This window comes from Pseudonocardia asaccharolytica DSM 44247 = NBRC 16224, assembly GCF_000423625.1.
Classification (GTDB): domain Bacteria; phylum Actinomycetota; class Actinomycetes; order Mycobacteriales; family Pseudonocardiaceae; genus Pseudonocardia; species Pseudonocardia asaccharolytica.
In genome coordinates this window covers 75,368-88,439 of record NZ_AUII01000009.1, presented here as the reverse complement: position 1 = coordinate 88,439, position 13,072 = coordinate 75,368, and the positions used below count along the sequence as shown (strand labels likewise).

The 13,072-nt window shown below is 71.6% G+C and carries 11 protein-coding genes and 2 tRNA genes; 6 read left to right on the top strand and 7 right to left on the bottom strand.

Translation table 11 applies throughout. The annotated features are described in order from the left end of the window. Window positions 1-91 precede the first annotated feature (91 nt). Window positions 92-1,609, bottom strand: a complete 1,518-nt coding sequence (glpK, locus tag G567_RS0112360; protein WP_028930238.1) for a glycerol kinase GlpK — start codon at window positions 1,607-1,609, stop codon at window positions 92-94. 310 nt (window positions 1,610-1,919) lie between these two features. Between glpK and G567_RS0112355 the strand changes: the two genes are divergently transcribed. Beyond that, window positions 1,920-3,047 carry a PQQ-dependent sugar dehydrogenase gene (locus tag G567_RS0112355; RefSeq protein WP_028930237.1) on the top strand — a complete coding sequence of 376 codons (1,128 nt, stop codon included), beginning with the start codon at window positions 1,920-1,922 and terminating at the stop codon, window positions 3,045-3,047. Window positions 3,048-3,448: 401 nt separating this feature from the next. Then, window positions 3,449-4,078: a DedA family protein gene (locus tag G567_RS0112350; RefSeq protein ID WP_028930236.1), complete on the top strand. Its 630-nt coding sequence runs from the start codon at window positions 3,449-3,451 to the stop codon at window positions 4,076-4,078. Here the strand turns inward: G567_RS0112350 and G567_RS36640 are convergent. Next, window positions 4,060-4,683, bottom strand: coding sequence for an asparaginase (locus G567_RS36640; RefSeq protein ID WP_084796094.1), 624 nt, complete (start codon window positions 4,681-4,683; stop codon window positions 4,060-4,062). The two genes, G567_RS0112350 and G567_RS36640, sit on opposite strands and share 19 nt — an antisense overlap. Between G567_RS36640 and G567_RS0112340 the strand changes: the two genes are divergently transcribed. Both G567_RS0112340 and G567_RS0112335 read left to right on the top strand, forming a co-directional pair. Beyond that, window positions 4,627-5,700, top strand: a complete 1,074-nt coding sequence (locus G567_RS0112340) for a class 1 fructose-bisphosphatase (protein WP_028930234.1) — start codon at window positions 4,627-4,629, stop codon at window positions 5,698-5,700. The genes G567_RS36640 and G567_RS0112340 overlap by 57 nt on opposite strands. Before the next feature lie 13 nt (window positions 5,701-5,713). Continuing rightward, window positions 5,714-6,598 (top strand): phosphoribulokinase, encoded by an 885-nt coding sequence (locus G567_RS0112335; RefSeq protein ID WP_028930233.1) that lies wholly within the window; start codon window positions 5,714-5,716, stop codon window positions 6,596-6,598. Window positions 6,599-6,785: 187 nt separating this feature from the next. Here G567_RS0112335 and G567_RS0112330 read toward each other — a convergent pair. The 3 genes from G567_RS0112330 to orn all read right to left on the bottom strand — a co-directional run bounded on the left by G567_RS0112330 (window position 6,786) and on the right by orn (window position 7,702). Continuing rightward, window positions 6,786-6,858, bottom strand: a tRNA-Lys gene (locus G567_RS0112330). A 96-nt stretch (window positions 6,859-6,954) separates the two neighbouring features. Continuing rightward, window positions 6,955-7,027, bottom strand: a tRNA-His gene (locus G567_RS0112325). Between the two features lie 36 nt (window positions 7,028-7,063). After that, complete coding sequence (gene orn / locus G567_RS0112320; RefSeq protein ID WP_028930232.1) at window positions 7,064-7,702, bottom strand: oligoribonuclease; 639 nt, start codon at window positions 7,700-7,702, stop codon at window positions 7,064-7,066. A 31-nt stretch (window positions 7,703-7,733) separates the two neighbouring features. Between orn and G567_RS0112315 the strand changes: the two genes are divergently transcribed. Continuing rightward, the gene (locus tag G567_RS0112315) at window positions 7,734-9,296 is read left to right on the top strand and encodes a helicase HerA-like domain-containing protein (protein ID WP_051232871.1); all 1,563 of its coding nucleotides are present in this window, start codon (window positions 7,734-7,736) and stop codon (window positions 9,294-9,296) included. On the opposite strand, the gene G567_RS28435 is transcribed toward G567_RS0112315, so the two are convergent. Next, a complete protein-coding gene (locus G567_RS28435) occupies window positions 9,256-10,848 on the bottom strand; it encodes a PH domain-containing protein (RefSeq protein WP_147201013.1) in 1,593 nt (530 codons plus the stop codon). The genes G567_RS0112315 and G567_RS28435 overlap by 41 nt on opposite strands. Beyond that, the gene (locus tag G567_RS0112305; protein ID WP_028930230.1) at window positions 10,845-11,342 is read right to left on the bottom strand and encodes a PH domain-containing protein; all 498 of its coding nucleotides are present in this window, start codon (window positions 11,340-11,342) and stop codon (window positions 10,845-10,847) included. Before G567_RS0112305 ends, G567_RS28435 begins: the two co-directional genes overlap by 4 nt. A 200-nt stretch (window positions 11,343-11,542) precedes the next feature. Here G567_RS0112305 and G567_RS0112300 point away from each other — a divergent pair, with 200 nt between their 5' ends. Continuing rightward, window positions 11,543-13,066 (top strand): acetyl-CoA acetyltransferase, encoded by a 1,524-nt coding sequence (locus tag G567_RS0112300; RefSeq protein WP_028930229.1) that lies wholly within the window; start codon window positions 11,543-11,545, stop codon window positions 13,064-13,066. Window positions 13,067-13,072 lie beyond the last annotated feature (6 nt).

Genomic DNA, 13,072 nt, shown 5'->3' with positions numbered 1-13,072 from the left:
CGACCTTCTCGGCGAACCCCGCGTCAACCGGAAGCTCGGCCCCCGCGACTCGCGCTCGGAAATACCGCGACTCGCGGGCATCGGCCGGTCCTCAGCCGACGTCGACCCAGTCCAGGGTGCGCTGCACGGCCTTCTTCCAGCAGGCGTACCCGGTTTTGCGCTGCTCGGCGGTCCACCGCGGGACCCACCGCCTGGCCTCGTTCCAGTTCTCCCGCAGCTCGTCGGTCGAGGACCAGAACCCGACGGCGAGCCCGGCCGCGTAGGCCGCGCCCAGCGCGGTGGTCTCGGCGACGACCGGACGGCTGACCGGCACGCCGAGCACGTCGGCCTGGATCTGCATGCACAGCTCGTTGGCGGTGACGCCGCCGTCGACCTTGAGCACTTCCAGCTGCACCCCGGAGTCGGCCGCCATGGCCTCGGCGACGTCCCGGCTCTGGTAGCAGATCGCCTCGAGGGTGGCCCTGGCCAGATGCGCGTTGGTGTTGTACCGGGACAACCCGACGATCGCGCCGCGCGCATCGGAGCGCCAGTAGGGCGCGAACAGCCCGGAGAACGCGGGCACGAAGTACACTCCGCCGTTGTCGGAGACCTGCCGGGCCAGCGACTCCGACTGCGCCGCTCCGGAGATGATGCCCAGCTGGTCGCGCAGCCACTGCACCGCCGAGCCGGTGACGGCGATGGAGCCCTCCAGCGCGTAGACCGCGGGCTCGGTGCCGAACCGGTAGCAGACCGTGGACAGCAGCCCGGCCTTCGAGCGGACCAGCTCGGTACCGGTGTTGAGCAGCATGAAGTTGCCGGTGCCGTAGGTGTTCTTGGCCTCGCCGGGGGCGAAGCACACCTGGCCGACGGTCGCGGCCTGTTGGTCGCCGAGATCGCCGGTGAGCGCCACCTCGCCGCTCAGCGGGCCCGCGGCACGGGTCAGGCCGTACGGGTCGGGCGAGGAGCTGGGTTTGATCTCGGGCAGCATCTGGCGCGGGATGCCGAAGAACCCGAGCAGCTCGTCGTCCCAGTCCAGGGTTTCGAGGTCCATCAGCATGGTGCGGCTGGCGTTGGTCACGTCGGTGACGTGCACGCCGCCGTCCCGGCCGCCGGTGAGGTTCCACATCAGCCAGCTGTCGGTGTTGCCGAAGATCGCGTGGCCGCGTTCGGCGGCCTCGCGTACGCCGTCGACGTTCTCCAGGATCCACTGGACCTTGCCGGCGGAGAAGTAGGTCGCGGGGGGCAGGCCCGCCTTCCGCCGGACGACGTCGCCGCGGCCGTCGCGGTCGAGCGCGGCGGCGATCCGGTCGGTGCGGGTGTCCTGCCAGACGATGGCGTTGTAGAACGGCCGCCCGGTGCGCCGGTCCCAGACCACCGCGGTCTCACGCTGGTTGGTGATGCCCAGCGCGGCGAGGTCGCGAGAGCTCAGGCCGGTCGTGTTGAGCGCGGACTGGAGCACCGCCGAGGTGCGCTCCCAGATCTCGACCGGGTTGTGCTCGACCCAGCCCGCTCGCGGCAGGATCTGCTCGTGCTCGAGCTGGTGGCGACCTATCTCGTTGCCGCCGTGGTCGAAGATCATGAAACGGGTGCTGGTCGTGCCTTGGTCGACCGCACCGATGAACTCAGCCATTGATCGTCTCCGCTCGGGTCTCGGTCCGACGGTAAACCGGAGATGACGGCGGCAACGGGCAGCGTTCGCCATTATCGACGAGATCGTCGCCCGGCTCGTCACCGACGGGCTGGCGCCGCTGTTCACCGAGCTCAGCGGCCGCGCCCCGGCAACCGTGCTTCGCGGGTCCGCGGCTGCGCTTGCACCGACGCGAGCACGAGAACTGGGGTCGCGCCGTCCACCGCAGCTACGGGTGGGTGCCCTCGACACCGCAACGCTGAGGATCCGGGCGTCCACCCAGATCCCATGCCCGGACCGATAGCGTGCGAGCGTGCGCATCGCAGCTGCCGGCATCGTCCTCGGCCTTTCGCTCGTGCTCGCCGCGTGCGCCGGTGCGACGCCGCCGACGTCATCCGGGGCCGGTTCGGCCGTCGAGGTCGCCGCCACGGCGCCGAGCGGGTCCCTGCTCCCGCAGCGTCCGGTCGGCACGCCCCGAACGCTCGTGACCGGCCTGGAGGTCCCGTGGGGCCTCGCGTTTCTCCCGGACGGTTCGGCGCTGGTCACCGAGCGGGAGTCGGCCCGGCTGCTGCGGGTGTCCCCCGACGGCGCCGTCACCCCGGTGGGGACGGTGGCGGGGGTGGCGGTCCGCGGCGAGGGCGGGCTGCTCGGCATTGCGGTGTCGCCGAACTTCCGCACGGACCGGGCGGTCTTCGTCTACTACACCTCGGTGACCGACAACCGGGTGGTCCGGTTGCGGGCCGCCCCGGACGGCACCATCGACGGCGCGGCGCAGCAGGTCCTCGTCTCCGGCATCCCGGCGGCCTCGATCCACAACGGCGGCGGGCTCGCGTTCGGCCCCGACGGCCTGCTCTACGTCGCGACCGGTGACGCCGGCCGTCGCGATCCGGCACAGGATCTCGACGATCTCGGCGGCAAGATCCTGCGGATCACTCCCGACGGCGCACCCGCCGCGGGCAACCCGTTCGGCACGGCGGTGTTCACCTACGGTCACCGCAATGTTCAGGGCCTGGCGTTCGGCCCCGAGGGCAGGCTGTACGCCGCCGAGTTCGGGCAGAACAGGGTGGACGAGATCAATCTCCTCACCCCGGGCGCGAACTACGGCTGGCCGACGGTCGAGGGCATCGGGCACCGGGCCGGGCTCACCGACCCGCTGCTCACCTGGGAGACAGACGTCGCCTCACCCAGCGGACTCGCCTACGCGGGCGGTTCGCTGTGGGCAGGTGCGCTGCGTGGCCAACGGCTGTGGCGGGTCCCGCTCGCGGACGGTGCCGGCGGGGTCGGCACGCCGGCACCGCTGTTCACCGGCGAGTTCGGCCGGCTGCGCACGGTCGTCGCGACCCCGGACGGCTCGGCGTTGTGGATCACCACCAGCAACCGCGACGGCCGCGGCTCACCCACCACGGAGGACGACCGGATCCTGGTGGTTCCGCTGAGCTGAGCGGCTCAGCCGCCGACCGATCACGGAGCTCACCCAGAACGCCACGACGCTGCAGTCGGGGATCGTGGCCGCGCGGCGCCCCCGGGAGGTCGGCACAGAGGTCACCGAGGCCTCCGGGCCGCAGCTGGCTCCGGTGGTGTCCGGCATCGACCGAGCAGGTGCGGGCGGGTCTGGCCTGCGCCGAGCGGGAGACGCCGATCGTGCCCGGCACGATCCGCGACAACCTGTGTTTCGCGCACCCCGACGTGACCGATGCGGAGATCCGAAGGGCGCTGGACGAGGCGCGGCTGCGCGAGCTGACCGACTCCCTCGACAAGGTTCGGCCGACGGCGGCCGAGGCCGTGATCCACCGCTCGGGCAGACTGGCCGGCGGAGCGTCGGCGGTAAAGGAGCAACGGACAATGTCGGTGGATCATCTGCTGCAGCTGATCCCGCCGCTGGCGGTCTACATCGTCGTGGGTGTGGTCGTCGGGGTGGAAAGCCTCGGCGTTCCGCTGCCCGGTGAGATCGTCCTGGTCAGCGCGGCCCTATTGTCGTCGCGCCACGAGCTCGACGTCTCGCCGGTGTGGATCGGCGCGGCCGCGATCACGGGCGCGGTGATCGGCGACTCGATCGGCTACTTCATCGGGCGGCGCTTCGGGATGCGGCTGTTTGACTGGGCAGGACGCCGGTTCCCGCGGCATTTCGGGCCGGCACACGTCGCCGCCGCCCAGCGGGTGTTCAACCGGTGGGGCGTCTGGACGGTGTTCTTCGGCCGGTTCATCGCGCTGCTGCGGATCTTCGCGGGCCCGCTCGCCGGCGCCCTGCGGATGGTCTACCGCCACTTCCTGGCCGCCAACGTGGCGGGCGGGATCGTCTGGGCCGGGGGGACCACGGCCGCGGTGTACTACCTCGGCATCGTCGCCGAGACGTGGCTCTCGCGGTTCTCCTGGATCGGGCTGGCCGTCGCGCTCGCCGTCGGCCTGACGATCGGCTGGATCGTGCGCAGGCGCACCAAACGCCTGGTGGAGGCCTACGCCGAAGAGGCGTAGCCGGCGGCCCCGACGCGGCCCACCGGGACGCCGTGCCCCAGCACGTCGACGCGGCCGATCTCGCCGAGCGCCGGCGCGTCGACGCCGAGCTGCCGCAGGGCCGCCGCGACGACCGCGGGAACCGGCCGCAGCGAACCGTCCAGGATCTTGATCGCCAGCGCCCGCCCGTCGGGCAGGGCCGCGGCGAACACGCCCTCCGCATCGTCCTTGGCGACCAGCCCGGGAACACCCTCGACGAACCGGGTCACCGGGCGTCCGGTGCCGCCCAGCCACCAGGGGTACGCCTGGATGGCTGCGACCACCCGTCCCTCCCGGGGTGTCGGCGGGCCCCGGACCGAGCCGTCGACCCTCGCGCATCCTCGGCGAGCATCGGACACCCGCGATCTCGATGGTGCGAGTGAGGGACGGCACGCGGCCCCACCCACATGCCCACCCCGCTGGGGGATGGCCGGCGCGCCTCTCGCCAGGACCCTCGTCTGGGCGGTTCGGTCCCCGGGCAAGGACCGGCCTGCCCACCGGTCACCTGTCCGCCGGCCCGAGGGAGAATCATGCTCGCCGACCGCACGACGCTCGCCCAGTTCCTCATCGAGCAGCGGCGGCACCATCCGGACGCCAGCGGGGATCTGAACGGGCTGATCCTCGATGTCGCGTTCGCCTGCAAGGCGATCTCCAAGCGGGTCGCCCAGGGGGCGCTCGGCGGGGTGCTCGGCGCCGCAGACCGGACGAACGTCCAGGGCGAGGCCCAGCAGAAGCTCGACGTGCTGGCCAACGAGCTGTTCCTGCGCGCCAACGAGTGGGGCGGATACGTGGCGGGCATGGTGTCGGAGGAGATGGACGAGCCCTACTTCGTCCCGGCGCAGTACCCGCGCGGAAAATACCTGCTGGTGTTCGACCCGCTCGACGGCTCGTCCAATATCGACGTCAACGTCGCGGTCGGCAGCATCTTCTCGATCCTGCGGGCCCCCCACCCCGGCGTGGACGCGACCGCGGAGGACTACCTGCAACCCGGCACCGAGCAGGTCTGCGCGGGATACGCGATCTACGGCCCCTCGACCATGCTGGTCCTCACGGTCGGGACCGGCGTGCACGGCTTCACCCTCGAGCCCCAGCTCGGGGAGTTCATCCTCACCCACCCGTCGATCCGGCTCCCGGCCACCGCCAGCGAGTTCGCGATCAACGCCTCGAACCGGCGCTTCTGGGAACCGGCGGTGGAGCGCTACGTCGACGAATGCCTCGCCGGCCGAACCGGTCCCCGCGCGAAGGACTTCAACATGCGCTGGGTTGCGTCGCTCGTCGCCGAGGCGCACCGCATCCTCACCCGGGGCGGGGTTTTCCTCTATCCCCGGGACTCGAAGGACCCGGCGAAACCGGGGCGGCTGCGGCTGCTGTACGAGGCGAATCCGGTGGCGTTTCTCGTGGAGCAGGCGGGCGGCGCAGCGAGCACCGGGTGGGGTCAGGTGCTCGAGGTCGTTCCGGGCGGGCTGCACCAGCGCATCGCATTGATCTTCGGGGTGACCGAGGAGGTCGAGCGGATCGAGCGGTACCACCGCGAGCACAACGAGCGCGCCTTCGACTCTCCGCTGTACGGGACCCGCGGCCTCTTCCGCGCGACGGCTGTCTGAGGAAGGGCGACACGTGTCACAGAAGCACCCCATCATCTCGGTCACCGGTTCCTCGGGCGCCGGGACGACGTCGGTCATGCGTACGTTCGAGCAGATCTTCCGTCGGGAGGGCGTGGACGCGGCGTTCATCGAGGGCGACAGCTTCCACCGCCACGACCGGGCCGAGATGCGGGCCGCGATGGCCGACGCGCACGCCCGCGGCGACGATGCCTTCAGCCACTTCGGGCCGGAGGCGAACCTGTTCGGCGAGCTCGAGGAGCTGTTCCGGACGTACGGCGAGAGCGGCACCGGCAAGGTGCGGCGCTACCTGCACAACGAGGAGGAGGCGGCGCCCTACGGGCAGGAGCCGGGCACGTTCACGCCCTGGGAGAATCTGCCCGCGGACTCGGACCTGATGTTCTATGAGGGCCTGCACGGTGCGGTCGTGACCGACGAGGTGGACGTCGCCCGGCACGCCGACCTGCGCATCGGTGTCGTCCCGGTGATCAACCTGGAATGGATCCAGAAGCTCCAACGGGACAAGACCGCGCGCGGGTACTCCACCGAGGCGGTGACCGAGACGATCCTGCGCCGGATGCCCGACTACGTGAACTACATCTGCCCGCAGTTCTCCCGTACGGACGTCAACTTCCAGCGGGTGCCGGTGGTGGACACGTCCAACCCGTTCATCGCCCGGACCATCCCGACGCTGGACGAGTCGATGCTCATCATCCGGTTCCGTGACCCGCACGGAATCGACTTCTCGTATCTGCTCGCCATGCTGCACGACTCGTTCATGTCGCGGGCGAACACCATCGTGTGCCCGGGCGGGAAGATGGACCTCGCGATGCAGCTCATCTTCACGCCGATGATCCTGCGGCTGATCGAGCGGCGGAACGCCGCGATGAGGAGCCGGTGAGGTCCGCACCCGTTGTGGGCGGCGGCTGTCACACCTGCCCGTCCGGTGATCACCAGAAAGGGGGCATACGCCGCACGTCTGCGGCGTATGTCCCTTATTACCGATCATGGGCGCAAGGGTTTCCGATCCGACAACGATTCCTCACTCGTGAACCGGAAACGGACCAACCCCGTGGTCTGCTGAGTTGTGCGCCGCCAGGGACTCGAACCCCGAACCCGCTGGTTAAGAGCCAGCTGCTCTGCCAATTGAGCTAGCGGCGCAGATCTTGACTTGTTGTGCTGCTGCGCCCCACCGCTCGACGCCTGCGGAACGCTAGCACAGCGTCTCGGAGGCACCGGGCGGTGGGAACCGCACCGGGTGAGTGACGGGACTCGAACCCGCGACTTCCTGGACCACAACCAGGTGCTCTACCAGCTGAGCTACACCCACCATCAGCACCGACCGCGGTCGGTGTCGAGAACGATCCTAGCGCCCGGCCGCGTCCCCCTCGACAGGGGACCCCGGCTGCGGTTCGGCGAGCGCCGCAACGACCGCCTTGACCTCCTCCGCGCTCGGGCCGGGCGCCGCCACGAACATCGTCCTTCGATAGTAGGACAGCTCTCGGATCGACTCCCGGATGTCGGCGAGGGCGCGGTGGGCCAGCGTCTTCTCCGGCTTGGCGTTGTACACGTCCGGGTACCACCGCCGGGCGAGCTCCTTGAGCGAGGAGACGTCGACCGCCCGGTAGTGCAGGTGAGCGTCGAGCTCAGGCATGTCGCGGGCCAGGAAGCCGCGGTCGGTCGCGATGGAGTTTCCGGCCAGCGGCGCGGTGCGGGGCTCGGGAACGTGGCTGCGGATATAGGCCAGCACGAGCTGCTCGGCCTCGGCGAGGCGCACCGTGGAGCTGCGCACCTCGTCGGTCAGCCCGGAGCGGGCGTGCATGTCCCGCACCACCTCCGGCATCCCGCGAAGCGCAGACTCGTCGGCGTGGATGACGACGTCCACGCCCTCGCCGAGCACGTTCAGCTCGCCGTCGGTCACCAGCACGGCAATCTCGATGAGGGCGTCGCGCCGGAGATCCAGCCCGGTCATCTCGCAGTCGATCCACACCAGACGATCGTTCATTCCGCCACATTAAGCGCTAGGCTCCCCGGACGTGGGGGAGAACCCGAACGCGGCCCAGCAGAGTCCCGCACAGACGAGTCCCACACAGCAGATCGCCGCCGGTTATACGACCGAGGGGGCGGCCCTCGAGCTCGGCACCGTTCTGATCGACGGGGCGGTCGATCCGGCCGCGCGGGTGCGCATCCCCCTCGCCACCCTGAACCGGCACGGCCTCGTCGCCGGTGCCACCGGAACCGGGAAGACCAAGACCCTGCAGGGGCTCGCCGAGCAGCTCGCCACGGCCGGGGTTCCGGTGCTGCTCGCCGATATCAAGGGCGATCTGTCCGGGCTGGCCAGGCAGGGCGTACCGAACGCCAAGATCGAGAGCCGGGCCGCGGACACCGGCGACGACTGGGCGCCCGCCGCGTTCCCCGTCGAGTTCGTGTCGTTGGGCGGGAAGAGCTCGGCCGTTCCGATCCGGGCGACGCTCACCCAGTTCGGCCCGATCCTGCTGTCGAAGGTGCTCGATCTCAACGACACCCAGGAGTCGACCCTCGGACTGATCTTCCACTGGGCCGACCAGCGGGGGCTGCCGCTGCTGGACACCAAGGACCTGCGCGCCGTCATCCAGCACCTGACCTCCGACGAGGGCAAGGCTGACCTCAAGGGGATCGGCGGGGTGTCGTCGGCGACGGCGGGGGTCATCCTGCGGGCGCTGGTCAACCTGGAGGCCCAGGGTGGCGAGGATTTCTTCGGTGAGCCGGAGTTCGATCCGGCCGAGCTGATGCGGGTGGTCGACGGCCGGGGCGTCGTGACCCTGCTCGAGCTGGCCGATCAGACCACCAACCCGCGGCTGTTCTCCACCTTCCTGATGTGGCTGCTCGCCGAGCTGTTCGAGGAGCTCCCCGAGGCGGGCGACCTGGACAAGCCCAAGCTCGTGTTCTTCTTCGACGAGGCGCATCTGTTGTTCACCGACGCGTCGAAGGCGTTTCTGGAACGCATCGAGCAGACCGTGAAACTGATCCGGTCCAAGGGCGTCGGGGTGTTCTTCTGCACGCAACTGCCCACCGATGTGCCGAACGCGGTGCTGTCCCAGCTCGGCGCGCGGATCCAGCACGCGCTGCGGGCGTTCACCCCGGAGGATCAGGCGGCGCTGGCCAGGACGGTCAAGACCTACCCGACGACGAAGCACTACCGCCTCGACGAGGCGCTGACGTCGTTGGGCATCGGCGAGGCGATCGTCACGGTGCTGTCCGAGCGGGGTGCGCCGACGCCGGTCGCCTGGGTCCGGATGCGGGCGCCGCGGTCGCTCATGGCCGCGATCGGCGACGACGCCGTGACGGCGGCGGCCAAGGGCTCCCCGCTGTATGCCACGTACGGCGAGACCGTCGACCGGGAGTCGGCATACGAGCGACTCACCACCAAGATCGCCGAGGCCCCCGCTCCGCCGGCTGCCGCCGCGCCCGAGTCTCGTCGCGCGGAGCGGGAGGAGCCCGGCGTGGTCGCCGAGGTGCTCGGCTCGCCGGTGGTGAAGTCCTTCCTGCGCTCGGCCGCCAGCGCGCTGGGCCGGGAGATCAACCGGGGCCTGTTCGGTACCCGCCGCCGGAGGCGCTGACCCCCCTGTGAGTGTGGTGCACCGGGTCGAGCAGATCGGGGGTGGTCGCGTCGGCCAGGGCCGCCCCGTCGGCGGCGGCGATGTCGAGCACCCGGTAGCCGCCGTCGCCGGCCGCGGTCACGGCCTGCACGGTCACCAGCCCGGCCCGCCGCTGGAACACGCTCTGCCGGAACGTCCAGCCGATCACGCCGGTGCGCTGCAGCGCGACGGTTCGCCGGTGCAGGCTGCCCTGCCGCGCGACCAGATAGCGGGCGGTCAGGGCGTGGCCGAGGCTGCGGTAGCGATCGAGCCCCAGCAGCAGGGCGATCGGCAGCAGCGCCAGCGACACCGGCCCGAGCCAGGCGAGGCCGGGGAGCAGCGCCGCGACCAGCCACGCCGCCGCGATGAGCCCGACCGCCGACCCGAGGACCCTGGTCAGCCTGCGGGTCAGCGCCGCCCGCGGATGCCGCCGCAGCGGAGCCCCGACGATCATGGACGGATCCTCGTGCAGCACCACCGCCGCAACCCGGCCGGCCTCGGCGCGCGGGGCCGGGGGCTGCAGCGCACCACCGTGGGTGTCCTCGGCCAACCCGGTCGACACGGCCCGCGCCTGCGCCCCGCGACCGGCCCGCAGCAGGAGTGGCTCGCTGACCAGGACCCCGCGCAGCCGTCGCCCGGACACCGACAGCGATCGCCGGGTCAGCAGCCCGCGCCGCACCCGCAGCGTCCCGTCGGCCTCGCGGGTCAGCCGGTAGTTCCACCAGCGCTCGATGAACAGCAGCACCGAGCCGACGACGGCGATCACCAGCAGCACCACGCCCACCACCGCCGTCCCGACCCAGACGGGGGCCTCGGCGAGGCGGTCCGCGGCCGTGTCGACGGTGGGGACGTCCCGCGGATCGACGCCAAGGTCGTCGAACAGCCGCCAGACCGCCCCGAGCACCAAGCCGATCCCGGCCAGCGAGGAGACCGTGAGCGGCGCGTAGCGCACCCACGACGGGTCCAGCCGGGCCAGCTCCTCGGCGGGCGGCGCCGCGGGAGCCGGAGCCTCGGCCGAGCCGTCGGGCGCGGGTACGGGAAGCGCCAGCAGCTCCCGGCGCAACCCCTCGGCCTCCGCGGTGTCGACCGCGTCGAGGTCGAGCTGATGAAGCCCGGCGTGCGAACCAGCGGCGGCGCTCACCCGCACGACGCTCAGCCCGAAGATCCTGTGCACCAGCTTGGCAGTGAGATCGACGGTGCGGATGCGGTCGCGGGGCACCGAGGTGCGCTGCCGGTTCAGCCAGCCCTTGTGCAGCTCGACGCGATCAGCGGTGATGCGGTAGCGAGTGGTCAGCCAGCGGATGGCACCCAGCAGAATCAGCAGGCCGGTGATGCCGAGTGCGATCCACACCCGGACGGGGTCACCACGCCCGGTGAGCAGCACGATCGCGAACACCGGCAGCAGCCGCACGATGGTGTCCAGCGGAGTGACCACGAGCATCCGCGGGTGCAGACGGCGCCAGGGTGGGTCGTCTCGCCGCGGTTCATCCGGAGCGACACCTGCCTGCCGGGCGTGGTGGGGGGACTCGGTCACGTCGCGTCCCCGGGGGTGGCCTGGGTGGTCTCGGTGAGCATCCGGGCGAGCTCGGCGGCGTCGGCCGCGGCCAGCCCGTTGATCTTCACCGGACCACGTGCGGACGCCGTCGTCACGGTGACGCTGGCCAGCCGCAGCAGCTGCTGCAACGGCCCGTGTTCGGTGTCCACCGTCTGAACCCGCGAGATCGGGGCGATCCGCCATTCCCGGACCAGCAGACCCGAAAGGGTGTAGACCGCCTGGTCGGTGACCTCCCAGCGATGGATCCGGAACAGGATCGGAGGGACGATCAGCGCATACCCGGCGACGGTCACAGCGGTCGCGATCGTGGTACCGACCAGCCAGCCCGGGGCGGAGTCGGCGAGTACCACCAGCGCGGAGAGTTGCGGGACGGTCAGCAGAATCAGCGCGACGACGGCCCGCAGCTGCCACCACCGGATCGCGCGGGGGTTCACCTGATGGGCGGGCGGGCGCAACGGAAGCGCGGTCTGCATGGCTCCACTCTGCCGGACCCGGGTCGCGGCGATCGGACGCTCCGGATGAGATCAGCCGGTGGACTCGCGAGGCGTCCACCGCGCGGCCCAGGCCGCGCTCCCTGCCGATCGGGCGGACCCGACGGGAGACCGGCAGCGACGGCCCGGACGGGCGTCCGGCCCGAGGGCACGGGCTGGTCCGTCTGTACTAGCGTCACGCGATGCGCGATGCAGGGCAGCTGCCGGTGCTGGTGGGGATCGGCCAGGTCCGGGGCAACCGGGAGCGGACGGTCGCGGGGGCCCGCGAGCCGGTCCGGCTCATCCTCGACGCGCTGTGCGCCGCCGCGGCCGACGCCACCCCCGACGCGAGCTGCCGGCTGGTGCGCGACCTCGACGCGATCGACACCGTGCACGTCGTGAGCTGGACCTACGCCGATCTTGCGAGCATGCTCGCCGAGCGGCTCGGCGCCGATCCGAGGTACCGTGGCGGAGTTCCGGTCGGCGGGCATCACCCGGCCGAACTGGTCGACCGCGCCGCGGCGCGGATCGCGGCCGGGGAGTCCCGGGTATCGGCGATCGTCGGCGGAGAGGCGCAGGCGAGCGTCGCCGTGCTGGCCAGGGCGGGGGTCGACCCGGCCCGTGATCTGAGCTGGAGCGCCGAGCCCGGTGGCCCGGCCTGCTTCGACCCCGACGTGCTGGGCAGCCCGGCCATGCGGGCCGCCGGTCTCGTGCTGCCCACCAGGGTCTATCCGTTGTTCGAGAACGCGCTGGCCCACCGGCTCGGCCACACCCCCGCCGAGGCCGCTGCCTGGTCGGCCGCGCTCTATGCGGGGTTCTCGCAGGTCGCGGCGGCCAATCCCGCGGCATGGGACCCGCGGGTGCGCACCGCGGCCGAGATCGCCGAGGTGGCGCCCGGCAACCGGATGGTCTGCGAGCCCTATCCGCTGGCGATGAACGCGATGCCGTTGGTCGACCAGGCCGCCGCGGTCGTGCTCACTTCGCTCGCCGCCGCCCGCGAGTACGGCGTCCCCGAGGAGAAGATCGTGCACGTGTGGGGCGGCGCGGGTGCCGTCGACGCCGCGGACGTGCTGCAGCGGCCGTCGTTCGGCGACTCCGCGGCGCTCGCGTCGGTGCTCGACCGGTGCCTGGCGGCGGGCGGTCTCACCGTCGACGAGCTGGACGTCATCGATGTCTACAGCTGCTTCCCGGTCGTCCCGAAGATCGCGATCCGCCACCTCGGGCTGCCCTCCGCCGCGGTGCCGACCGTGACCGGCGGACATTCAGCCTTCGGCGGACCGCTGAGCAACTACAGCCTGCATGCGCTCGTGGCCGCGGCCGGGCGGCTGCGTTCCGGGGCGCGGACCGCGCTCGTTCAGGCCAACGGCGGCTATCTCACGCAGCAGCACGCGGTGCTGCTCGGCCGCGACCCGCACCCCCGCGGATACATCGGCGACCCGGAGCCGGTGGCCACCGCCGGCCCGGCGCCGCGGGTCATCTCACCGGTCGAGGGCGAGGCTGTCGTGGAGACCGCGACGGTCGAGCACGGTCGCGAGGGTGGTCCGGACCGGGCTTTCCTCGTCGCGCGGACCGCCGCCGGCGAGCGCTTCGCCGTGCAGACCGCTCCCGGCGACGCGGCCAGCGTGCAGGTGCTCTCGCTCTACGGGGAGAAGGCCAGCAGGGAGGTGGTCGGGCGTCGGGTCCGGGTCGAGCTTCGGGATGGCTTCGCGGTGGTGGATCCGGCCTGACGGCCG